The sequence below is a fragment of the Rothia sp. SD9660Na genome (genome assembly GCF_030064065.1).
Taxonomy (GTDB): Bacteria; Actinomycetota; Actinomycetes; order Actinomycetales; family Micrococcaceae; genus Rothia.
In genome coordinates this window covers 1,124,364-1,144,870 of sequence record NZ_CP125946.1, presented here as the reverse complement: position 1 = coordinate 1,144,870, position 20,507 = coordinate 1,124,364, and the positions used below count along the sequence as shown (strand labels likewise).

At 53.6% G+C, this 20,507-nt stretch carries 23 protein-coding genes; 8 read left to right on the top strand and 15 right to left on the bottom strand.

The window, feature by feature from the left end; translation table 11 throughout:
* Positions 1-509 precede the first annotated feature (509 nt).
* The 6 genes from QM007_RS05595 to QM007_RS05575 all read right to left on the bottom strand — a co-directional run bounded on the left by QM007_RS05595 (position 510) and on the right by QM007_RS05575 (position 6,027).
* Positions 510-1,124, bottom strand: a complete 615-nt coding sequence (locus QM007_RS05595; protein ID WP_283490926.1) for an HNH endonuclease — start codon at positions 1,122-1,124, stop codon at positions 510-512.
* Positions 1,105-2,562 carry an AAA family ATPase gene (locus tag QM007_RS05590; RefSeq protein WP_283490925.1) on the bottom strand — a complete coding sequence of 486 codons (1,458 nt, stop codon included), beginning with the start codon at positions 2,560-2,562 and terminating at the stop codon, positions 1,105-1,107. Before QM007_RS05590 ends, QM007_RS05595 begins: the two co-directional genes overlap by 20 nt.
* Positions 2,563-2,577: 15 nt before the next feature.
* Positions 2,578-4,581: a threonine--tRNA ligase gene (thrS, locus tag QM007_RS05585; protein ID WP_283490924.1), complete on the bottom strand. Its 2,004-nt coding sequence runs from the start codon at positions 4,579-4,581 to the stop codon at positions 2,578-2,580.
* 87 nt (positions 4,582-4,668) lie between these two features.
* Positions 4,669-4,887, bottom strand: a complete 219-nt coding sequence (locus QM007_RS05580; protein WP_283490923.1) for a hypothetical protein — start codon at positions 4,885-4,887, stop codon at positions 4,669-4,671.
* Complete coding sequence (locus QM007_RS11140) at positions 4,845-5,117, bottom strand: DUF1648 domain-containing protein (RefSeq protein WP_502949084.1); 273 nt, start codon at positions 5,115-5,117, stop codon at positions 4,845-4,847. The genes QM007_RS05580 and QM007_RS11140 overlap by 43 nt, the downstream gene beginning before the upstream one ends.
* Positions 5,118-5,130: 13 nt before the next feature.
* Positions 5,131-6,027: a DNA-methyltransferase gene (locus QM007_RS05575; RefSeq protein ID WP_283490922.1), complete on the bottom strand. Its 897-nt coding sequence runs from the start codon at positions 6,025-6,027 to the stop codon at positions 5,131-5,133.
* Between the two features lie 99 nt (positions 6,028-6,126).
* Between QM007_RS05575 and QM007_RS05570 the strand changes: the two genes are divergently transcribed.
* The gene (locus QM007_RS05570) at positions 6,127-6,426 is read left to right on the top strand and encodes an ArsR/SmtB family transcription factor (protein WP_283490921.1); all 300 of its coding nucleotides are present in this window, start codon (positions 6,127-6,129) and stop codon (positions 6,424-6,426) included.
* A 5-nt stretch (positions 6,427-6,431) separates the two neighbouring features.
* Positions 6,432-6,755 carry a hypothetical protein gene (locus QM007_RS05565; RefSeq protein ID WP_283490920.1) on the top strand — a complete coding sequence of 108 codons (324 nt, stop codon included), beginning with the start codon at positions 6,432-6,434 and terminating at the stop codon, positions 6,753-6,755.
* 76 nt (positions 6,756-6,831) lie between these two features.
* On the opposite strand, the gene QM007_RS05560 is transcribed toward QM007_RS05565, so the two are convergent.
* A complete protein-coding gene (locus QM007_RS05560; RefSeq protein ID WP_283490919.1) occupies positions 6,832-7,680 on the bottom strand; it encodes a fumarylacetoacetate hydrolase family protein in 849 nt (282 codons plus the stop codon).
* Positions 7,681-7,863: 183 nt separating this feature from the next.
* Between QM007_RS05560 and QM007_RS05555 the strand changes: the two genes are divergently transcribed.
* Positions 7,864-8,370: a GNAT family N-acetyltransferase gene (locus QM007_RS05555; protein WP_283490918.1), complete on the top strand. Its 507-nt coding sequence runs from the start codon at positions 7,864-7,866 to the stop codon at positions 8,368-8,370.
* Positions 8,371-8,471: 101 nt separating this feature from the next.
* Here QM007_RS05555 and QM007_RS05550 read toward each other — a convergent pair whose 3' ends face one another.
* From QM007_RS05550 to QM007_RS05540, 3 genes are read right to left on the bottom strand one after another with little or no spacing between them, the layout of a single operon-like run.
* The gene (locus tag QM007_RS05550) at positions 8,472-9,455 is read right to left on the bottom strand and encodes an SOS response-associated peptidase (protein WP_283490917.1); all 984 of its coding nucleotides are present in this window, start codon (positions 9,453-9,455) and stop codon (positions 8,472-8,474) included.
* Positions 9,455-10,144 carry a lipoate--protein ligase family protein gene (locus QM007_RS05545; protein ID WP_283490916.1) on the bottom strand — a complete coding sequence of 230 codons (690 nt, stop codon included), beginning with the start codon at positions 10,142-10,144 and terminating at the stop codon, positions 9,455-9,457. The genes QM007_RS05550 and QM007_RS05545 overlap by 1 nt, the downstream gene beginning before the upstream one ends.
* Complete coding sequence (locus QM007_RS05540) at positions 10,144-10,974, bottom strand: GNAT family N-acetyltransferase (RefSeq protein WP_283490915.1); 831 nt, start codon at positions 10,972-10,974, stop codon at positions 10,144-10,146. The genes QM007_RS05545 and QM007_RS05540 overlap by 1 nt, the downstream gene beginning before the upstream one ends.
* A gap of 195 nt (positions 10,975-11,169) precedes the next feature.
* Between QM007_RS05540 and QM007_RS05535 the strand changes: the two genes are divergently transcribed.
* Positions 11,170-11,649, top strand: coding sequence for an AAA family ATPase (locus QM007_RS05535; RefSeq protein WP_283490914.1), 480 nt, complete (start codon positions 11,170-11,172; stop codon positions 11,647-11,649).
* Between the two features lie 190 nt (positions 11,650-11,839).
* Here QM007_RS05535 and QM007_RS05530 read toward each other — a convergent pair whose 3' ends face one another.
* Complete coding sequence (locus QM007_RS05530; protein WP_283490913.1) at positions 11,840-13,087, bottom strand: tyrosine-type recombinase/integrase; 1,248 nt, start codon at positions 13,085-13,087, stop codon at positions 11,840-11,842.
* Positions 13,088-13,630: 543 nt separating this feature from the next.
* On the opposite strand from QM007_RS05530, the gene QM007_RS11135 reads away from it, so the two are divergent.
* Genes QM007_RS11135 through QM007_RS05520 form a run of 3 tightly spaced genes read left to right on the top strand, consistent with a single transcriptional unit; the run spans position 13,631 to position 14,730 of the window.
* Positions 13,631-13,948: a helix-turn-helix domain-containing protein gene (locus QM007_RS11135; protein ID WP_502949083.1), complete on the top strand. Its 318-nt coding sequence runs from the start codon at positions 13,631-13,633 to the stop codon at positions 13,946-13,948.
* Positions 13,949-13,950: 2 nt separating this feature from the next.
* A complete protein-coding gene (locus tag QM007_RS05525) occupies positions 13,951-14,469 on the top strand; it encodes a hypothetical protein (RefSeq protein WP_283490912.1) in 519 nt (172 codons plus the stop codon).
* 51 nt (positions 14,470-14,520) lie between these two features.
* Entirely contained in the window at positions 14,521-14,730 is a 210-nt protein-coding gene (locus QM007_RS05520) for a hypothetical protein (RefSeq protein WP_083091133.1), read from the top strand.
* A 72-nt stretch (positions 14,731-14,802) separates the two neighbouring features.
* On the opposite strand, the gene QM007_RS05515 is transcribed toward QM007_RS05520, so the two are convergent.
* From QM007_RS05515 to QM007_RS05505, 3 genes are all read right to left on the bottom strand, one after another.
* Complete coding sequence (locus QM007_RS05515) at positions 14,803-15,318, bottom strand: hypothetical protein (RefSeq protein WP_283490911.1); 516 nt, start codon at positions 15,316-15,318, stop codon at positions 14,803-14,805.
* A 13-nt stretch (positions 15,319-15,331) separates the two neighbouring features.
* Positions 15,332-16,294: a hypothetical protein gene (locus QM007_RS05510; protein WP_283490910.1), complete on the bottom strand. Its 963-nt coding sequence runs from the start codon at positions 16,292-16,294 to the stop codon at positions 15,332-15,334.
* Positions 16,295-16,446: 152 nt separating this feature from the next.
* On the bottom strand, positions 16,447-17,523 hold the full coding sequence (locus QM007_RS05505) for a DivIVA domain-containing protein (RefSeq protein WP_283490909.1): 1,077 nt from the start codon (positions 17,521-17,523) through the stop codon (positions 16,447-16,449).
* A 150-nt stretch (positions 17,524-17,673) separates the two neighbouring features.
* Here QM007_RS05505 and QM007_RS05500 point away from each other — a divergent pair, with 150 nt between their 5' ends.
* Positions 17,674-17,874 carry a helix-turn-helix domain-containing protein gene (locus tag QM007_RS05500; RefSeq protein WP_283490908.1) on the top strand — a complete coding sequence of 67 codons (201 nt, stop codon included), beginning with the start codon at positions 17,674-17,676 and terminating at the stop codon, positions 17,872-17,874.
* Between the two features lie 86 nt (positions 17,875-17,960).
* Here QM007_RS05500 and QM007_RS05495 read toward each other — a convergent pair whose 3' ends face one another.
* Positions 17,961-20,351, bottom strand: a complete 2,391-nt coding sequence (locus tag QM007_RS05495; protein ID WP_283490907.1) for a hypothetical protein — start codon at positions 20,349-20,351, stop codon at positions 17,961-17,963.
* Positions 20,352-20,507 lie beyond the last annotated feature (156 nt).

Below are 20,507 nucleotides of genomic sequence, written 5' to 3'. Positions count from 1 at the left end.
AGGCCTGAGAAATCTCTTCATTGCTGGTCTGCATGTCTTGGGCTACCTGAGCAACCAGGTTTTCAATTCCAGCAGGGGCTTTTAACTCACCAAGCTCCAACCATGAGAGGGAAGGTATCTCAAGGACGATTGCAACGTATTCTTGGCCCTGTGGCAACCATGCGACTCACCAAGGTGTCATGCTCAATCATTGGCCTATCCTTTGAATCTATAGATAGCTTGGAACACTTGCTTGACCTGACACGGCTTTAGGCGGCCAATTTTGTTTTGAATATTAACGAGGAAATCGCCTTGCCATAGTGTTTTGAACACAGCATGAGAAGTGTCAGATTACCAAGAAATACGAAAAGATTAGTTAACCTACATTGGCCACGAAACTGTCCAGTTATTCCTAAATGAAGCACCCTATACACCCAGGGGTTCCGACCTGCAATTTACATAGTCGGTTTTTCAACCATGCAAGAGCTGGTTACCTCTGGCAATTAAGTGGAAATAGTAAACATCCTCCATCAAATCCCATTAATTTTCTTTAAAATTAATTCTTCAACAAACGGTCCGTAGTTTAAATATGTGCCGCTTACGGTATCCCTGTATAGAAATTTTGTCACATCTGAAATAGATTGTGGTTGATTTTTCATGTATTCTAAATACCCAGAAAGGACATTTAATTGATTGTTAATAAAATCACTTCTATCTGCAACAAGAGATTTATTCAAATTGCCTACATTTAAAATATTAAACGATTCTTCAACTGAACTATTTTGAAAAATAAATTCACCTGAATACTTTAATTCTACGCAAGCCCAATCATCTTCAAACGGATTAGAAGGCAAATCACGATTCCCGCGCCTCGCATTACAAGTTTGCCTATCTTTACAACTTGCAGTCATATTGAGGTAGGAGGTTTGAAGACTCGAATCCTTACTTCTTGGGACTACATGTTCAATGCTAGACCCAGAAATACTGATCTTTCGATAGCAGTACACACAAAGTCCCTCTTGCTCCTCCAAGCAGTACTTCTTTATTTTTTCCTTAAGATCCCCAGGTACTTCGTCGTAACGTGAATAGGACCTTAAATCATTATCAATATCTTTGCGAGTTTCTTTAGTTATTTTTTTGGGCATTTTTAGAAAAAAATTCTTCCATCGAAATCCTTGAAGCAAGCTGGGATATAATTGATGATTCTCTATTTATTCTCTGTTCCAAGTTCTCCAAAAAATTTCTTGCGGCAGAAAAATCATTTTCATCGAGACTAGCATAAATATCATTTATTAATAAATCAACTGATCTATCTCTCTCAGGCGTCCCCATAGTTGTTTTAAGTAAATGTGAAACACTCTCCCCAAATAAATTGAATTCTAATTTTTCACATTTACCTGAATCCACCCTAAAAACATTCGCTTTATTAGCACTTGAAAGCACGAGTGGAGAGTGTGTAGTAAGAAAAAATTGACAATTTTTAAATGTGCTTTGAAGCTTACCAATTATATCCGCTTGCCATTTTGGATGCAGATGTAGGTCAATTTCATCAATCAATACAATTCCCGGACAGCTTAGAGGATCATCACTCTCTGGATTCATAATACATAAAGTACGAGCAATATCACCCACTAATGATAAGAGATTCTTTTCTCCTTGAGATAGTTGTCCAAAAGTAAACTCTTGGTTATCCTTTTTTACCTTAAATCTCTCACTTGATTCGCGATCAATTCTTATCTCTGTGATATTATTTAAAAAGCTCGATACAGCTGACCTAACAACTTTAAGCCTTATGTCTTCTGAAAAATCAAAAATAACCCCATCGCTCAATTGAGCATGGTCTTCGATATGCTGGGTTACGACCTTACGGAATCTTTGGTTTTCGATGTTTTCTAGCTCTTCAAACCAACCGAAGAACTGCCTAAAATTACTAGTTCCATTAAGTGAATCTCTGTATTCAATTATCGGATTATTGTTTTGAATACGATTAACCTGATTTGACTTTACAACATTCCTTTCTGCTCCATAATAAATCAATGTCGGCAATGAGAAACTCGTGGCCTCACCAATAATAGATCTTAAATCACTTGAATAGCTGTTTAGCTGCTTGTAATTTGAACTAAACTCTCTTACACGCCCGGCACGAGTCCGGGCAGTCTCCCACTCGAGATTTTTAATTTTATATTCATTTATTTTATGTATGCCACTTTCTAATTTTATGTTTTCAAACCCAATTACAGTCTGACCGTTATCCTCTTCATCAATTTCATCTTCAAATTCTTTCTTGAATTTATACTCAATCTTTAAATCTACTACTTTAATTTTAATAGAAGCAGAGCTCTCCCCGTTTGAAATTTCATCTGAAGTAATAAGATTCGAAGTATTTTTATTTACAGAAATTAATCTTGCGGGCAACCAACTCAAGGATTTTGCAATGCCATCAAGCACTGCGCTTTTTCCGGAACCGTTGTCACCAATAAATATATTTATTAAGTTATTTTTTTCGCTTTCCTGGTCCAGGAAATCAAACTTCTGTTTTTTATATACTTTGTAGTTGTTGAACTCTAGACTTTTTATATACATGCGCTAAAGATTTCCTTAACTAAACTTCGGATCTTCATTCACTCGCTCTTCAATATGCTTCACAATCCTCTCCACGGCCTCATCCACGGGCACGCCGTTTTCCTGGGAGCCGTCACGGAAGCGGAATGAGACCGCGCCGTTCTCGGCGTCCTCGCCACCGGCAATCAGGATGAAGGGCACCTTCTCCTTAGACGCGGTACGAATCTTCTTGGGGAAGCGGTCGGTACCGTAATCCACCTCAACGCGCACGCCGCGGGCCTTGAGCTTGGCAGCAACCTCACCCATGTAATCATTGAAAGCCTCAGCAACGGGCACACCAATCACCTGAACAGGAGCCAGCCAGGCAGGGAAAGCACCGGCATAGTGCTCAATCAGCACGCCCATAAAACGCTCAAATGAACCAAACTTAGCCGAGTGAATCATGACCGGCTCCTGGCGGGTACCGTCAGATGCCTGATACTCCAGACCGAAGCGGGCAGGCTGGTTGAAGTCGTACTGCACGGTCGACATCTGCCAGGTGCGGCCAATTGCGTCCTTAGCCTGAACAGAAATCTTGGGGCCGTAGAAGGCAGCGCCACCCGGGTCAGCCACCAGTTCCAGACCGGTCTCAGCGGCAACCTTTTCCAGCACAGCGGTTGCTTCTTCCCACTGCTCGTCCGTACCGATGAACTTATCCTTCTTATCGCCCTCGGTGTCGCGGGTTGAAAGTTCCAGGTAGAAGTCGGTCATGCCGAAGTCCTCGAGCAGGGACAGCATGAACTTGAGCAGGTGGGCAACCTCAGCAGGTGCCTGCTCCTTGGTCACGTAGGAGTGGGAGTCGTCCTGGGTAATCATGCGCACGCGGGTCAGACCTGACAGCACACCGGACTTCTCATCGCGGTAAACCGAACCGAACTCGAACAGACGCAGGGGCAGCTCACGGTAGGAGCGGCCACGAGAACGGAAAATCTCGTTGTGCATGGGGCAGTTCATGGCCTTAAGACGGTAGGCCTGGCCCTCGTCCTCCATAGCCGGGAACATGCCGTCCGCGTAGTAGGGCAGGTGGCCGGAGGTGTAAAAGAGATCTTCCTTCGAGATATGGGGGGTCTTAACGTACTCGAAGCCCTCTTCAATGTGGCGAGCACGCACGTAGTCTTCCATAGCACGCAGAATGACGCCGCCCTTGGGGTGAATCACGGGCAGACCAGGGCCAACAGTCTTGGGGAAGGAGAAGAGGTCAAGCTCTTCACCCAGACGGCGGTGGTCGCGGCGCTCAGCCTCAGCAATGCGGTCCTTGTAAGCAACCAGCTCTTCCTTGGAAGGCCAGGCGGTGCCGTAGATACGCTGCAGCATGGGGTTCTTCTCAGAACCGCGCCAGTAGGCACCACCGGAACGCATCAGCGCGTAGCCGTTAGCAATCAGCTTGGTGTCGGGCAGGTGAGGGCCGCGGCAGAGGTCCTTCCAAACGGTCTCACCCTTCTTGTTCACGTTGTCGTAGATGGTGATTTCACCTTCGCCCACCTCAACAGAAGCGCCGTCGGCAGCGTCCGCACCGGAACCGGGGCCCTGGGAGAGCGCAAGTAGTTCCAGCTTGTAGGGCTCGCTCGCCATCTCGGCCTCAGCCTCAGCCTGGGTGACCACGCGGCGGCGGAAGGTCTGCCCGCTCTTGATAATCTTCACCATGTTCTTCTCAATCTTCTTGAGATCCTCGGGGGTGAAGGGCTCCTCGACGTCGAAGTCGAAGTAGAAACCATCGGTGATGTAGGGGCCGATGCCGAGCTTGGCGTCCTTGCGGTATTCCTGCACAGCCTGGGCCATCACGTGGGCAGCTGAGTGGCGCAGCACGTTCAGGCCGTCTTCCTCATGGATAGAAACGGGCTCAACGGTATCGCCATCGGTCAGTTCGGTAGAGAGGTCAACCAGTTTGCCGTTGATACGGGCAACGACGATTTCACGGTCCTCAGCGAACAGGTCGGCTGCGGTGGCACCGGCTTCAATCTGCTGGGCGGCACCTGCGACGGTAATGGAAAGAGCGGACAAATGTGTCTCCTAGGTTTGTGCCCACCCCTACAACGGGTGAGCTATCGTTACATCTGCACGGTACGAGGGTGCAGAACAAACCTAATTTTACCGTCCGGTGTGCCTGTTCGTGTCCCTTGCCAGGGCGCGAGTATCAAACTTTTTCCCGGCCAGGTAGGAGCGGGCGGTCAGGAAGAGGCAGTAGTCCACCACCAGCACGGGAGCGAAAAGGACGGACGCCTCCCCCAGCACCCCGACCACGGTCAGGTTAATGACTTTCACGGCTAACACCAGGGCAAGGGCCAGCCCGGCGAAGAAGGGAACCACAGCCTGCGTCTGGGCGTAAAGACGGCGAGCAGAGTAGACCCGGGCATCCAGGCCCAGGCCCTCTTTTCAGCCCAGCCGGTGGCCTGGCCCAAAAGGTCAAAGCGCATCGGAAGCTGCTGGGGCAAAGAAGGGTAAAGAAGGGCCAGATACACCAGCTCAGCCACCACCAGCCGCAGGGCAAAAATAAACCAGATAGGGTTGGGCTTGATGGGTGGGTAAGGGGCTGTCATGAGCTACCTGCTTCTACTTTTTCCTGCCAGCTGTCGTCTTTGATGCGGCCTGGGCCCCGGCCAAGGAAGCCTTAGCCCGGGACTTCTTGAAGGTCACCTCCAGCCCCTCCAGGGCCCGCAGGCGCCTGCGCATAACCTTGATAGCCTCGGGGTTCTGGTCAATCATGAGGAAGTTGCGGTCAAGCTGGGCGCAGGCGTGGCCGGTCGTGCCGGAGCCGCCGAAGAAGTCCAGCACCCAGTCGCCGGGTGCACTCGACGCCTGCACAATACGGCGCAAAATACCCAGGGGTTTCTGGGTGGCGTAGCCGGTTTTCTCCTTGCCGCTGGGCGAGACAATGGTGTGCCACCAGACGTCCGTGGGCAGCTTACCCACCTTAGCCTTCTCCTCGGTCACCAGGCCAGGGGCCATATAGGGCTCGCGGTCAACCGCCTCAGAATTGAAGTAGTAGTTCTCGGGGTCTTTCACATAGACCAGGATGTTATCGTGCTTAGCCGGCCACTTCTTCTTAGACTTAGCGCCGTAATCGTAGGCCCAGATGATCTCGTTCAAGAAGGACTCCCGGCCAAAGAGGGCATCGAGCACCACCTTGGCGTAGTGGACCTCACGGTAGTCCAAGTGCAGGTAGAGGGTGCCGGTGGGCTTGAGCAGACGCCATGCCTGCATGAGACGAGGCTCTAAGAACTCCCAGTAGTTCTCAAAAGAGTCAGAATACCCGTAGATATCGCCCTTAATAGTCTCGTAGGTATGCCCCTTATAGCCGACCCGGCTGCCGCCCTCGGTCCGCACGGTCTTGATGCTTTGTCGCTTCTGCACCTTGCCGGTGTTAAAGGGCGGGTCGATATAGATGAGTTGAAAACTCTCTGCGGGCAGGTTCTTGAGCACGGCGAGGTTATCGCCGTGAATCACCATGCTGGTGCTATCTGCTGACCACAAAGAACGTTTTGACACAAGGTACAGAATACCCCAAGCACTTGACTCATAAATAAAAACTTATATAAGATTCTTCTTATGAATAACGGTGAGATTCCCTGGGCAGAAGATCTAGAGCCCTCAGTAGCCCTCTTCTCAGCCCTAGCCCACCCGCTACGGCTGGCCATCGTCCGCCACATCATGGACGAACCCCACACCGTCAGCGAGATCCACACCTGCATGGGAGTCTCACAGCCCCTAGTCTCCCACCATCTCAAAATCCTACGAGAGGCCAGCGTCATCACCAGCAGGCAAGAAGGGCGAAAAACCTACTACGCCCTAGCCGATGACCACATCAGCCACATCGTCAAGGACGTCTACCAACATACCAAGGAGTAAAAACCATGACCACCGCAACCCTGCACCGCGAATCAGAAGCCCACACCCACACCCACGGCCCCGACTGCGGCCACCAGGCCATCATCCACCTGGACCACGTGGACTACCTACACGACGGCCACGCCCACCGCGAACACAACGGCCACTACGACGAATGCAACACCTGCCAGTGCCAGGACTGCTCAGACATCTGCGCAACCTGCACCTGCACCGACTGCACCTGCGCAACCTGCAACCACGACGTCTGCGCCTGCGCTGATTGTTCCGACTCCTGCGCCAACTGCGCCTGCACCAACTGCAGCTGCGCCACCTGCCAGCACGCCGCCTAAATAAATAGGTCACCCAGCAAGAGGTTCCCTAGACTCACACTCCCTGTGAACCTAGGGAACCTTTTTCACCCCGTCCTCACAGGTCAGCCCGCTCAAGAGAAGTAGCCAGACGGCAGACATTGGTCAAACTACCAATACCCTCAATAGCGGTCACCACCACCTGGCCATCAGCCAGCCACTGCCGGGGGCAAAGGGAAAGACCCACCCCGGCAGGAGTGCCCAGGGCAACCAAATCCCCCGGCTCCAAGGTCATAAAAGTAGAAATATAGCTAACCACCTGAGCCGGGGTGAAGACCATATTGGCGGTGGTACCCTGCTGGCGTGCTTCGCCGTCGACGGTACAGGTCATGGCTAGGCCGCCCGCGATGTCGAGTTCGTCGGGGCTGACGATGACCGGGCCGAAGGGAGTCATACGGTCCCAGTTTTTGCCCTGGAACCATTCGGACGTACGCCCCTGCCAGTCGCGCACAGAGACGTCGTTAAGCACGGTGTAGCCCAGCAGGTAGTCGTCCACCTGATCTTCGGCGATGTGGCGGCCGCGGCGCCCTACCACCGCGCAGAGCTCGACCTCCCAGTCGATTTTGGTACTCTCAGCAGGCAGTTCAATCGCCTCGCCCGGCCCGACGAGGGCGTTGCCGAACTTGGTGAAGATGGTGGGATAGGTGGGCAGCTCAGCCCCCAATTCTGCGGCGTGGTCCGTAAAGTTCAGCCCCACACACAACACCCGTTGCACCTTGTTCAGCGGGGCAATGAACTCTTCAGGGCTCACCTCAACCGGCCTAGCTCCCAGTTCAGCAGGGCTCATCGACCCTAAATCACTCGACCCTACAAACTTGTGCAGGGGCCGGCCTAGCTCGTACCAGCGTCCGCCGCTTTCAACCACCGCGCGAGCCTTACCAGCTCGCCTGACCTGCGCAAACTTCACCCCGGCCGTCCTTTCTGTTACAGCACCTAGTTTCGCCCCGCCGGGGCGGTCAACTAGACTTTCTATGACGCGATATTCCGTTGACAAGGTGAATAATCGGTAAAACCGTAGGCAATCATCAGCCAACAGAGTATTCTATACATCACAGTGTAAATCAATACCCGACCCACAAGGAGGCCAACCATGAGCGGCTTGATTACTCTGATCTCGCAGACTTCAAAGGCGCGCAAGCCCATGACCGTCAGCACCCGCCCCGCACAGCTCGACGACGCCGAAGCGCTGGCCCGGCTTTACTTCGCCTCCTACGACGACGAACGCTTCGCCTCCCAGGCCGACGCCACCGCCGAGATGGAGCGCATTCTCAAGGGTGAGCACGGCGAGTTCTACGCCGAGGCGTCCCCCGTGGTGGTTGATGATCACGACCGCATTATCGCTGCGTCCCTTTGTCTCAAGCACCGCGTGGTCACCGAGCCCAAGGGCATCCCCACCATCTATGAGCTCTTCACCGCAGCCTCCCGCCGCCGCGAGGGCCTGGCAGAACAGCTGATTCGCCGCAGCATCGACCAGATGTTCGAGGACGGCTACGAGCAGGTTTCAGTACGCATCAGCGAGAACAACGCCGCCGCTCTAGCCCTCTACCTGACCCTGGATTTCAACCGCTGGTTCCCCGAAGACGACGATATTCTCTAGACAAGCGGTACACTAGTAAACAGTTGAGCCCTACCCCTCACCAGCAGCGGGGGTGGGGCTCGGCTGTTTCGAATCTAGAAGCTCTAGGTGAAGCAGGCTTTTCACAACCCACTGAGCAAATCTTCGACCGGCTCCAGCAGGTAGGGGGCGTTGTTGCGTACGTTGCCGACGTCCTTACTCACCTCGCGCAGGGCCCAGCCTGCGGTTTCAGCGAAGGCCTGCTCGCGGATGAGTTGCAAGGACGCCTGCGCCTGGGTGCGGTAGGCCCGTTTCTGCTCGGTGTTGGGTTTAGTGGAACCGGCTGGGCGGCCGGACCGCAGCCAGGTGGTGAGGCTATCTGACTCGTTTATTTCAGTATCACTTGCCACGTGAAGAGGTATGGGCAGGCGGTTGTGTAGCTGGCCCAGTTGCCGTTCAATCTCATTTGTGTAGCCGGGGTCGCCGCCCAGGTCAGCCATGATTCCGGGTTCGAACTCGCCGTTGCCGGGCGAATCCATGGTCACGATCGAGCAGGAGAGCAGCCACTCCCCCTGGTTGCCCGCGAAAGACCCATCTGGCCCGGCGAATTCTGCGGGAATCTTCCACCACTCGTACAAGCCAGCGAAGTAGATGGGGCGACCATCGGGGCGGTGCACAAAGTAGGGAGTCTTGACCTGTTTACCCGCAGCGGTAGTTTCGGTTTTCCATTCGTAGTAGCCGCTCACGGGCACAGCGCAGTGCCCCGAAACAGCGGCTTCGCGGAAGGTGGGCTTTTCAAAGATCGTCTCACTGCGGGCGTTGAAGGCCCGCGATGAGAAGGCGGGGTCCTTCGCCCAGCCCGGCAGCAGGCCCCAGCGGGCCGAGTGCAATTCTCGGGTGAAAACCGGGGAGTTCCCCTGCCCGCCGTCAGAGTGGGCGGACGCACCCGCGCGGGCTGGTGCGTCCGCACCTGTGACCTGCTCGGTGGGTGCCGCTAGCCGATCAACCAGGATGGGGACCGTGCTGGTGGGTGCCACGTTGTAGTTGGTAATGGGGTCGGCGAATTCGACCCCAGCCATGTACTGGGGGTGTTCCTGGGCTAGTTCAAGGGCGTAGCGTCCGCACACTAGAACCCCTCGCTTTCGTAAGCTTCGATGACGGCGTCTTCAAGGTCGTCGACGGTGATGAGGGGTTCGATGTCGGCTGCTGCGCCCACTGTTGCGGGTTCCAGGGGTAGGCCGAGGGCCTGGTAAACGTCCGTTGTTACCTCGCGTAGGCTATCGGCCCCTGTGACCACAATGCCCGACGAGAACCACCAGGCTCCGGCAACAACCCGCTGGGCCGTGCCTATGAGCTTGACCCGCTGGCCGCCGGGTAACTGGCCCCAGACCGAATACTCACCGGGGCAATACTCACCGGGCAGCTCCCCCACCCCGGCAGGAATGCCCAGGCTGGTGAGGGCCTCTGCGAACATGGCCCCGAAGATGCCGTAGCGCTCGTGATTGCCGCTGACAGCGTCCGACGCTTTCTGGAAATGATCCACCACCAGGCAGCCCGAGTGATAGGCGGCGGCGTGCCCGCCCACGGTACGCACCAGGGGTTCAAACCCGCGGTCTAACGCAGCCGTGCGGGCCTGCGCAAACCGGGGGTTGAGCTCGTCCCTGCGCCCAAAAGCCACCGTTGGCTTGGGCCGATAGAGACGCAAGGTGCTGGGGGCCGCCCCCCTGCCCACTGCGCGGACGGTCGCCATGGCTGAATCAACCATCTCGGCCATGGTTCCGCTGGTGGCGGGGTCAACGCGGTCAAGGTGCAGCATTAGTCCACCGAAATTTCGTTCAAGCTGGTAGAGACAAACTCCCACCAGGCCGGGCGCAGGCCCGCATTTAGCGCAACTTGCTGGCTGATGATGTGCGAAGGGCTGGTGCCGTAGAAGGGCACGAAGCCCTCGGTGAGAATAGCCTGCGACAGCTCCTTGACCAGGTAAGACGCCAGCCCCCTACTGCGGTGGCCGGGCAACACATCAATACCAATCTGGCGGCACCAGTCGGAGTCTTCACTAGCACCAGCTAAGGCTACCAGCTCCCCCTCGGTATAGGCACCAAGCACCTGCACATCGGGGCGCAGCTCTTTAAAGCCGAGTGCGTTCTCGAAGTCGGGGTTGCCGCGATACTGCTCCAGTTCAGTTGGTTCCAGCCACCGCACCGTGTAGCCCTCGGCGGGGAAGCCGGGGCGGACGTCCGCACCCCGGGTAAAGAAATCCCTGCCGGGGGTGAAAAAGAGGGAGGTGCCGCTCATCTGCAGGGCGTAGGGGGTGAGGTAGTCGTTGAGTTTGCGCAGCTCGGAGTAGTCCCCCACCCAGTTCCCGTTATCGCCAGCTAGCAGGTTATCGGCGGCCTCACGCACGCGCGGGTGCTGGGCACAGATGACGGTGAGCCCGCGGTAGTTAATCAGGCGTAGCTCCCAGTGGTCGCGGTAGCGGCGGCGGGCCGGGTGCATCTCGTCGAGGGGAATTCGCCGCGCCGAAAGGTGGGTTGAGCCGTGCTGCTGCGCTATATCAATAGCCTGCTCGGGCAGGCACAGGTCAATGGACAGCTGCGCAGCCAGAATCTTCTCGGCCTGCTGGTAGCTGGTGATAGGCGCGGGCATGGTTCTCTTTCTGCTCGGTGGGGTCTGTATCTAGGGTACTCGCTTTAGCGGGGGCGCGGACGCCGGTGGCCGCTTTGCCTTTCGGGGTGGGCTGGTGGGGTGCGCGGGTTTCACCCTGCATTTATTCTGTTTTACCCGCAACTAGTTGCGGCTTTTTCAGAATAAATGCGGGGGGTCGGTGTTTATGCTGGAGGTATGAAGATTCTTGTTCTGGGTTTGAGCGGCGCCGGTAAGTCCACCTGGGCGCGACGGTTGGCTGCCGGGTACGGGGTACCGCTGTTGCATCTTGATACTGTTCACTGGTTGCCGGGGTGGGTCGAGCGGGACCTTACGGACGAACGCACTCTTGTGGGCGAGTTTCTGGAGGAAAATGAGTCCTGGGTGATTGAGGGCGGCTATTCCGATGTGCATTTTGAACGGCGGCTAGCTGAGGCTGACCGTATCTATGTGCTGTTAGCGCCCCGCCTGGTGCGTCTGTGGAGGGTAGGACGCCACTGGATCACCTACCGCGGCACCAATCGGCCTGATATGACCGAGGGCTGCCCCGAGAAGCTCGACCTTGAATTTGTGAAATGGCTTCTGTGGGACGGCCCTAGCCGCGCCCGCATGAAGGCCCTGGCGGACGTCCGCCGCGCCTACCCCGACAAAACGGTGTGGAGAAGGTGGTGGGGCTAAGCCCCCTGCTACTCCTTTTATAAAAACGGCCCCTCGCCATTCCCGCAGAAAGGGGTTCAACAAGGGGCCATTTTCCAGCTCTGACTAGGGCATTTAGAAGTCCCAATCCTCATACACAACTGGGTAAATAGCGCTCTCACAAGCCAAATCACCTCATTCATAGGCAAACTGAACCCCATTTCGAACCCCTTTATCCAAAAAGGGCTGTTGAGACCTTCTCAGCTGCATCAGTCCGCATATCGTCGAGCACATGCTGGTACCTCCTGAGCATCTCAGGGGATGACCAACCAAGAATATCCATGGTGACTTGAGGCGCTACGCCCATGGCTAGCAGTAGAGTCGCAGCAGTATGCCTAGCATCATGCACGCGCATGCCCTCAAGCCCATGCTTTGAGGTGAAAGCCCGCCATGCCCTCCAATCATCGTTTGGGCGCACCAGACGGCCGCGCCGGTCGGTAAAGACTAAATCCCAGCTCTTACCCTCAGCGTCGACAGCGCCAACCCATTCGCGCCCTGCTTCAAGCTGACGCCTACGCTGCCTAACCTTATGCTCTTTGAACATCTGAATAAGGGGCTCAGGCAAAATATTCTCGCGAACACCTGCCCGATTCTTCGGTGGGCCCATCACGAAACCGCCTCCCCACCGCTGGGGGCAGTATGAACCCTGCTTGCGGCCGCACCGAGGGCTCTCACCTTCGGAAGCGCAGCCGTGTTTCCATGGTCGCAATATTATGCCATGGCGGATGCGCAGCTTGCCGTTGACTAGATCGATGTCATCCCAGCAGAGGGCTAGGCGCTCGCCTTGGCGTGGGCCCAGTGCTAAGGCGACGGTGAAGGCTAGGCCGTTTTCTTCGTCGTTGCGTAGTTCCTTGACCATGGTTTGAGCCTGGGCTGGAGTAGCGATTTTTGGTTCATAGACGTCGAATTGGGGCAGGGGCACTCTGTCCATGGGTGATTTGGCCAGCAGATCCCGGTCCACTGCTGCTTTGAAGCAGATGGAGAGGACTTTGTGCATGTGGTTGACGGTGTTTTCTGAGAGGTCGTGCTCGCGCATGCGCTGGTAGATGGCTTCGATGTGCAGGGGCTTGATTTTGGTGAGGGGCATGTTCGCTGTGCTGGTTGGGTATGCCCATCTTTCCATGTAGCCGCGGTAGCTTTTGAGGGTTTGTTCTCGCACTCGTTTGGCTGCGATGGTGTCGAGCCAGTGTTCTGACCATTCGTGCAGGGTAGTTCGGGTGGTGTCTGCTTTGACGCCTGATTCCAGGGTGCGGATGTATTCTTTTGCTTTTGCGACCGCTTCGGCTCTGGTTTTTCCGTAGATAGTTTTGCGGTGAGGCTTGCCTGTGGTGGTTTGGGTGGTTCGGATTTTGACTTGCCAGCGGCCGTCCGGTCGTTTGTAGGGTGCAGAGCCTTCGCCGTTGGAGCGTCTGGTTGCCATAGTGCCTCCTGGTTGGTTAGAACATGTGTTCGGTGGTTAAAGGATTGCTGAAGGGACTGACATTTTTAAGGCGGGGTTTTGTGCTGCCCGGTCCTACGGGGGCTTCGCCCCAATTGGCTGGTCGTGCGCTGCGCGGGAAGCTTCTTGATTCCCATCCCCCAAAGAGTCCCGAGGTTTTGACGCAAGATAGCCTCTTCTTGATACGAGAAATAGACCCCCTGTTTCCTCGGTGTGCGAGATTCAGGGCAGTCTGGTCGTATGCATCAAGCACTGGTAGCTATCCTGTGTTTGATTCCTTTGTGGGCCAATGCCGGTAATGGCTCTATCTCAGTTGCCCAGCTCCATCGGGCTATCCGGCCGGTTGCTTGTGTTCACTCTCGGGTTGCAGGGCCGAGAGTCGGGATTCAAGAACCGTAAGGTAAGAATGACTTCCCGAGAAACGTCGTAAAACAAACGTTTCTAACTGCAAGCATACACTATAACGATTGAAAACAGGCTTATATAGGTTGGGAATAGCTCGAAAACAAACGAAAGGCTAGAATTATGGCTATGAGCACCCCCACCTGGACCTTTCAAGATCGCCTACGCAAAGCCCGCGAACATGCGGGGCTAACTCAAGGTGCACTCGCAGAAATTCTTGGAGTAGCAGCTGGAACCATTCAGCGATGGGAAAAGGGATCGCTCAATCCTCGCCCTAAAGCACTGGAAGCGCTCGCTGAGGCTACCGGTGTCCCACTTGCATGGTTCCATCAGGACGACGCCACGCAGCCCTCCGCAGGCACTCCTGACCTACTTCCAGCCGGCTCCACCGTCACATGGACCCCGGACGGCCTGCGTGTCATCGCATCCCCGGAGGAGTAGACATGGCCGAACAACCCAAAGATTCGTCGACCGGGGCAAAAATCTTTGCCGTACTCTTCCTTCTAGCAGCCTTTGCAGCCATTATTTGGGTCATTGTAAAGATTGTGCAACTAACTTCAGCGCTCTACGGTTTCGTCCAATCACTCTCAGGCGAACAGTGGGCTGTCATCGGTGAAATACTGAGGAACACTGGTGGCTGGGCTGCCCTAATTGCAGCGCTTGGGACGATGTCAATTATGGTTGCAACGAACAGATCTCGCGCCAAAGAAGCTGCCAGTAGTGACTTCAGACAGCATATTCAGTGGGCTGTCGAGAAAGTATCCTCTGACAATCAATTTGAAGTTTCTTTTGCTCAGTCTGTTATTCAGCATTTCGCACAAAATCGCCCTAGGTATCTTTCAAAGCAAGAACATAACCTTGTACTTGAAGTTCAAGAAACACTTGAAAAGTTACAGGTTCTTGAAGAATTTCCAGAACCTTTACATGAAAAATCTGCTTCTGAGAGCTCACCAGGTGACTGAGAGGCGGTATAGTCAAACTACCATCATCAACCGAAGCGAACGGAAAGCGCTATGACTGTTGATACTCAGAAGCAACTCTCTGGTCTACCCCAAGCGCCACGACTGAGCGAGGATCGTGCCGCTGCCCTTATCAAGGAACAGCGGGCTCAAATGGCAGCCGATAATGAGCGTCGTCGTAAAGAGATGGAGTCTCCCACCTTCAGCATTATGCTCAAACGTAAAGGTTTTATCCCAGCAATGCGCTGGGCTCTAGGGCAGTAGAGCTATACTTTAAAGTCCCGGTCCCCAAATTTGGGGACCGGGACTTTTGAGTCTCTGTATTAGATTCTAAGACTAGTCCTCATCTCGACTTCTCAAAGATATTTCGTCTGGAAAGTTGCTCATCACGTCATCTTCTTCAATCAGAAAGAGCGCAGACACAAACCACACTAGTCCTCTAGCACCCTTGATGAGCGCCCAGGCCCCTGCATTGATTGCCAGAATCAGACCGATAGCATGATTTCCTGCCGCGGCTACTCCCACCCCTACAACTGACGCAGCCCCTGCGAGAATCGACCAGGCGAGGACAGAGCTCCAGTTTTTCCGTAATTCCTCTGAGTATAGGCGTCGAACTTGCTTCAGGCCGTTTGCAGAGCTTTGATATACCATCGAACATGCAAATACTGCGACGGCAACAACAATCGAAGTAAAAGAGACAATTGCAGTTAGAAAAGAAAAGAAGGCACCTTCTTGATCTGGAGTCACGTTGGCAGGCAAAGGAAAGACGACAGACAGCACCAACACAGCAAGCATCAATAGGAGGTCTATCCATACCCGTACAGAGTAATAGTCAAGTGCTCTGTCTTTCATACTTTCTCGTTTCTTAAGATGGTCTGTAGCTGAGTGCCTTTTGAACCTCTTCCTCCAACCTTAACAGTTCTAGCTTGACCGCTTTGAGAAGACTTGAAAAGGTTAAAGTTGCTCGTTCTGGCGGTGAGAAGTAGATAGTCGAAGCCATATCATGGTCGATGAGGTCAAGGACGACTTCATCGTTATCAATGACAGCAGTAGCTCTCTGTACACTGCCATGCCAGAGACCATCATTAGTCGTCAATACTTGTTCCAACATCTCCTCTTGGACATTTCGCTGATTCTTAACGTCCTTTACATTCAATAAAATTTCGACTTCCCCGCCAAGTGGCTTCGCGATTAAACGACTAGCCTTCCGAGGGCCTTTCCCTTGGACAAGAGCTCCCTTGAGGGTATGGGGACTCTCAATAAATTTTGCTGTGTACTGTTTTATCCGGTTTGCACGTTTGAGCCGTTCAATATCAGCCGGTACGATGAGTCCTTTATGAGCCCAGTTAACTCCTTTCTCCGTAGCAAAGAAATGATTGAAAAATATTGAGACAGCTCGTTGTCTTGGAACACTGATGCTTGAGCCTCTTGCGATGGCAACAACTAACGTGCCCTGAATTTCTGTAATAGCAACGGCCGATGCATGTGCCAGGAGAACACCACTACCCTGAGATTCAAGCTTAAAGTCAGCAACAGATTCCTCACCCCGATTAATTTGGCTCATCAGGGAGGGGTCAAGTTGCTTATGCATGCCGATTGTTGCTGCACGTCGTCGTTCATCAACCTCGACTTCATAGACGATTCCATTGATAGTTCTTTCTTCCATGGAAAGATCCATAATTTCTTTGAGCGCTTCCATCCAGTTCTTTGGAGCAGTCGGGTCGTTCCGCCGCTTCCCCATTGGATTAGTCAGCACTCTGTACAGACGGTAGAAGTTAACCGCTCTATGAAAATCATCAATAGATTCATCGTATTTTTTCGGAGTCATGGTTAAAAGATACGATTAAATTTCTTCTGAATGGGATGAGTTCCGTATTAGTAGCTACTTCTCGGCCATCGGGGGGCTAGCCACCCGCTATCTCCTGCTCTCTCTGCCAGGCCCTGGTGCTGCTCAGCTCTTCACGCATCTTCGTGCTGACGCTACTTCCTCGCGTACCAGCTCATCACGCTCATCTCACGCTCGTAGTCACGAGTCCGGTTCATAGATTGACGCATCTCGGTGCTTAGGCGCCCAAATTTCTTGAACCATTCCACATTCTCTGGAGTCATCAGGGTGTTCTGAACATAGATGCTGTTAAGAATCTTCGCGATCCGTCTAATTTTGGGCATGGTATCTCGAACAACAAACTTTTCAGGTAAGTCAACCGCAGACTTCTGTTGCAGCGCTCCCTTAGCCTCAGAGGCGGTAAGTGTCAGCTCCGCATCAATAAACACAGATATACCCAACGCCTCCATCGCTTCGAAAAAGGGACTCAGGTACGCCGAAGTTGTAGCTGTAATCCCTCCCAGCAGGTGCCCTTGGGCATAGGCGAAGATGTATTTCTCTCGCCCTTCACTAATCCACTCGGGTGCTCGCTCGGCAAAGAGCTGTACCTCAACTTTGCCAGTAATAGTCTCGCCCTTCTCCGGCGTTCCCAAGACCTCCGCGAAAGAGTCACGAACCTTTGTCTTGCCAACAGACAGGGTCGCTCCATACCCACCCGGTGCCAACTTTAGCCTGCGCTCACCGGGGCTAAAATCACCAACGGCATGCAGTACCTCTACCAGCTCAAGAGCAGCGGTGCTGATGGGTGACGGTATGAACTCAGCAGAGCTATGCGCCTTCTGCCAGTTCTCGTGCCCTTCTTCCCATGCGCGGCTTGCTGCGGTAAAAACATTGGCATGAGCATCACTGAGCATCTTTTCAGCTTCTGATGTAGTTTCAGCTGCTTTAGCAAGAGCATCGTCTAGAACTGTGGTAGCTTCTTGTTTTGCTTCAGAACGCAGGTTCTCAGCTTCATCACGAGCCTGTGTGAGAATCTTTGCCGCTTCGCCGTTGACCATCTCAATTTCATCGACTGTCGGTACATGCTGCAACTGAGCTAGTTGCTGTTTGAGGTCAGCGTTCTCATTAGCCAATCCTGCAATCTCTTGCGCCATAGCTTTCATGCGGGTGCCTTTGAGGCCTTTGCTGAAGGCTGCGAGTATCTGTTCTGCTGTGTAGGGCTGTGCGGTCATGGTTAAAAGATACGATTAACCGCGCTCGCTTGTGGCACGTTACACGCAAAAGAAGCCCGCCACCTTCCCAGGTGGCGGGTTTAAGCAGGGCAATCAGCCCTCATGCAGCTTCATCAAGCACCTGCATAAATTCTGGGTGCGCTCGCTGAGATGATTCCTATGGCCCGCAATACGCTTAGCCGGTGGGAGTCTGGGGCCTTCAAGCCGTCTGGTGACGGCCTAGACCGCCTGGCAGAAATTACGGCCGTTGACCGCACTTGGCTGGAGACCAGAATCGAGCCAGACGCCACAGGCGACCTGCCCGCCTCTCTCACGTTTCGCTGGACTCCCGGCGGTATCGAGGTAGAGTAGTAGATTTTTAGCCCCTGAGAGGGCAGCAGAAAGCCCCGACCTGCATGCACAAATCGAGGCTTTGCTTCTAACTACTATGGCTTGCCTTATGCATACACAAATCGGCGTACATACCCGTCATAATTCGCTGTGTAAATTTCACCCGCAGCACCTATATCGAAGCTAGTACAAGTCATCGGCAGTTTCGTTAGGCCCTTCACGCCGCGCGCAGCAAGGTCTATGCAATGAATAAACACATTGGTTCGTACAAGCAATTGACCTGTGGGGGTTTCTTTAAGGGCCCCATACCCTGCGAAAGCGGTACGTGAAGTGGTGTAAACAAAGGTTCCCTGGCCCTTGTTGCCAGTAGGGATGACTTCAAAAGTTTGGGCGTCTAGCTCGAGAATCACGTTTGCGTCAGTAACCTGGGCACTAGAAGAGTTTGTAACGGTTACGTGGTGCCCGTACTGCGCTAACACAAAGATACGACCAGAGGAATGTCTCAAGATATCCCAGACAGCTTTCACGCCAGCTGGCAGCTTCACTGTCTTAGTTACTGCCCCTAGCATCTGAGTATCCTTGTTATAAGGCAGAACCGCAATCACGGCGTCCTGTTCAACATCACGCGCTGCGGATGTTGCGGAGTTCTCCAAGCGGGTATTGCCACCAGCAAGGACGGTATCTCCCTTGGAGCTGGGTAAGCTACAAACAGCAGTAATGTTCTGCTGAGGGATAACCGCAGTGTCTGGGTAAGCCGTCATAGTGGGAGTAGTAGCGGTATCCTGCGCCTTGAAAATCGCCAGCCCTGCTGCGCCTTCGTTGAACTTGCCGGTAGCTCCATATAGTGTGTTGCCGTCGGACAGATAGGTTTGGCATACTAGCCGTGCTGCTTTGGGGTCTCCGTTGTCTTTGGCCAGAGGCTTGTCAGAAGTCTGCGAATCATCAGAGTATGTATAAGCATTGATAAGTTGCGCGCCGCCACCGGAGTAAGTGCCCGTTGTGATAAGCCCGTCTGGGCGGTGGCCAAATGATTCAATCTGCGATGATTCGTAGCCAGGGCGTCCTGGAGAAGACTGAAGCCGAATACGGGTATTGTTTGAGCTAGCAGATACAGCATGCGGGTTATCGATGAGGCCGATACGTTGGTCTTGTATCCATTTGGGTGCGAAGGCTAGCATCTGAGGGTTATTGCCCACGGCAGGAACATGAATGATGTGGTAAAGCTGGGTGCGGGTAGCAGGAACAAGAGTTGGAGTTGTTATCCTCTGAAAAGGTTCTTCTACAGAAGCGTCCTCGAAGGAAATAGACCCCGGTCCCAGTGAGGATACTACTACCCCATCTTGGAAGGTAGTTATAGCGCAAGTCTTGCCATCGATAGTGAGTAGAGGTGTCTGGCGGACTAGAGTACCTGGCCCGGCGTTACCGACGTAAACCAGAGAATCATGCGGGTTACGGGCGTTCATGTCCAGACGAACAAGATACCATGTAGAACCATGTTTTTTACGGGTAATAATTGAGTGCCGGTCAGCCGTAGCAATTTGGTTTAGCTCAAACGCTGTTCCTAGTATTTTGGGCTTAGTAGAAAGCCCGATTGTATCAACGCGAATACGCACGGCAACAGTACCGTTAATACGAGCTACTAGCAAAGGCCCCTGAGCGCTATCAGTGATTAAAAGCTGAAAAGGCTGGTAATCGCTGGGGGCAACTGTGCTCTGTGCGGCGTCCGGGGTTAGGTTCTCAAAATCGTTTAACTCCAGTGGGCGGTCTGTATTAGCTGCCTCATCGAGTGCAGATTCGTTGATTCGGTACAGGCCTGCGTTCTCACCGCGTACTCCTACATAGAGGAAGCCTTGGTGGAAGGCGGTTGAAAGAATGTCAGATTCGGCTCCAAAGGGCTGGCCGTATGAAATCCAGATATTGGTGTTGGGGTTTGACGAGTTAGGTGGGAGGATAAAGCGGCATAAGCGCCCGTCTGAATCTCCTATGTAGGATTTATCAAGGCCTGCGGGCCAGGTGGAAGAACCTATCGCGATGTTTGAAAGCTGCCCGTAGACGGATTCTCTGCCGGGGCGTGTATCGCGTTTGTAGGTTATTGCCTTGAGAGTATTGGAGTTGAAGTGGATGACAAGGCCGCTGGTGCCTATTGTTACGGTTTGGCGGTTGGGATAGGTGATAAATGCTTCAGGGCGATCATAGTCCTGGTGGAAGGGTTCAAAGGCGGCGATTTGTTCACCGGTGAGCAGGTTTGCTGCTGAGAAACGGGCGGCTATACCTTCCGAGTATGTAAAACAGATAGGTGCTTTGACGGCTGAGGACCAGACTGCGCCTGCGCCGTAGTCGAGGTCGAGAGTAGCTGGGATATGTCCGATGATAGTTTCTGAGGTCGGTGGTTTAGAGTAGTCGAGATTGCTGGCCTGTGCGGGCGCTACTGTATTCCCAAGGGTGGTTGCTATAAGCGGGGTCATGATGGCGGCGCGGCGGGATACGTGAAGAGACATGGGAGGGTGTTCTTTCTGCCTGGGATAGATAGGTGACGGGACAACAGGGGCCGATGTGGTGGAGGTGGCGTCAATTAACTATACGCTAAACGCATGTGGCACGTTACACGCAAAAGAAGCCCGCCACCTTTCCCGGTGGCGGGCTTCCCCATCGCT

Coding starts and splice junctions, on each gene's coding strand:
- QM007_RS05515 (WP_283490911.1), bottom strand. CDS start 15,318: ATGAAAGACAGAGCACTTGACTATTACTCTGTACGGGTATGGATAGAC.
- QM007_RS05535 (WP_283490914.1), top strand. CDS start 11,170: ATGAAGATTCTTGTTCTGGGTTTGAGCGGCGCCGGTAAGTCCACCTGG.
- QM007_RS05500 (WP_283490908.1), top strand. CDS start 17,674: ATGATTCCTATGGCCCGCAATACGCTTAGCCGGTGGGAGTCTGGGGCC.
- QM007_RS05525 (WP_283490912.1), top strand. CDS start 13,951: ATGGCCGAACAACCCAAAGATTCGTCGACCGGGGCAAAAATCTTTGCC.
- QM007_RS05505 (WP_283490909.1), bottom strand. CDS start 17,523: ATGACCGCACAGCCCTACACAGCAGAACAGATACTCGCAGCCTTCAGC.
- QM007_RS05565 (WP_283490920.1), top strand. CDS start 6,432: ATGACCACCGCAACCCTGCACCGCGAATCAGAAGCCCACACCCACACC.
- QM007_RS05590 (WP_283490925.1), bottom strand. CDS start 2,562: ATGTATATAAAAAGTCTAGAGTTCAACAACTACAAAGTATATAAAAAA.
- QM007_RS05510 (WP_283490910.1), bottom strand. CDS start 16,294: ATGACTCCGAAAAAATACGATGAATCTATTGATGATTTTCATAGAGCG.
- QM007_RS05545 (WP_283490916.1), bottom strand. CDS start 10,144: ATGCTGCACCTTGACCGCGTTGACCCCGCCACCAGCGGAACCATGGCC.
- QM007_RS05555 (WP_283490918.1), top strand. CDS start 7,864: ATGAGCGGCTTGATTACTCTGATCTCGCAGACTTCAAAGGCGCGCAAG.
- QM007_RS05530 (WP_283490913.1), bottom strand. CDS start 13,087: ATGGCAACCAGACGCTCCAACGGCGAAGGCTCTGCACCCTACAAACGA.
- QM007_RS11140 (WP_502949084.1), bottom strand. CDS start 5,117: ATGACAGCCCCTTACCCACCCATCAAGCCCAACCCTATCTGGTTTATT.
- QM007_RS05570 (WP_283490921.1), top strand. CDS start 6,127: ATGAATAACGGTGAGATTCCCTGGGCAGAAGATCTAGAGCCCTCAGTA.
- QM007_RS05495 (WP_283490907.1), bottom strand. CDS start 20,351: ATGTCTCTTCACGTATCCCGCCGCGCCGCCATCATGACCCCGCTTATA.
- QM007_RS11135 (WP_502949083.1), top strand. CDS start 13,631: ATGGCTATGAGCACCCCCACCTGGACCTTTCAAGATCGCCTACGCAAA.
- QM007_RS05520 (WP_083091133.1), top strand. CDS start 14,521: ATGACTGTTGATACTCAGAAGCAACTCTCTGGTCTACCCCAAGCGCCA.
- QM007_RS05595 (WP_283490926.1), bottom strand. CDS start 1,124: ATGCCCAAAAAAATAACTAAAGAAACTCGCAAAGATATTGATAATGAT.
- QM007_RS05575 (WP_283490922.1), bottom strand. CDS start 6,027: ATGGTGATTCACGGCGATAACCTCGCCGTGCTCAAGAACCTGCCCGCA.
- QM007_RS05540 (WP_283490915.1), bottom strand. CDS start 10,974: ATGCCCGCGCCTATCACCAGCTACCAGCAGGCCGAGAAGATTCTGGCT.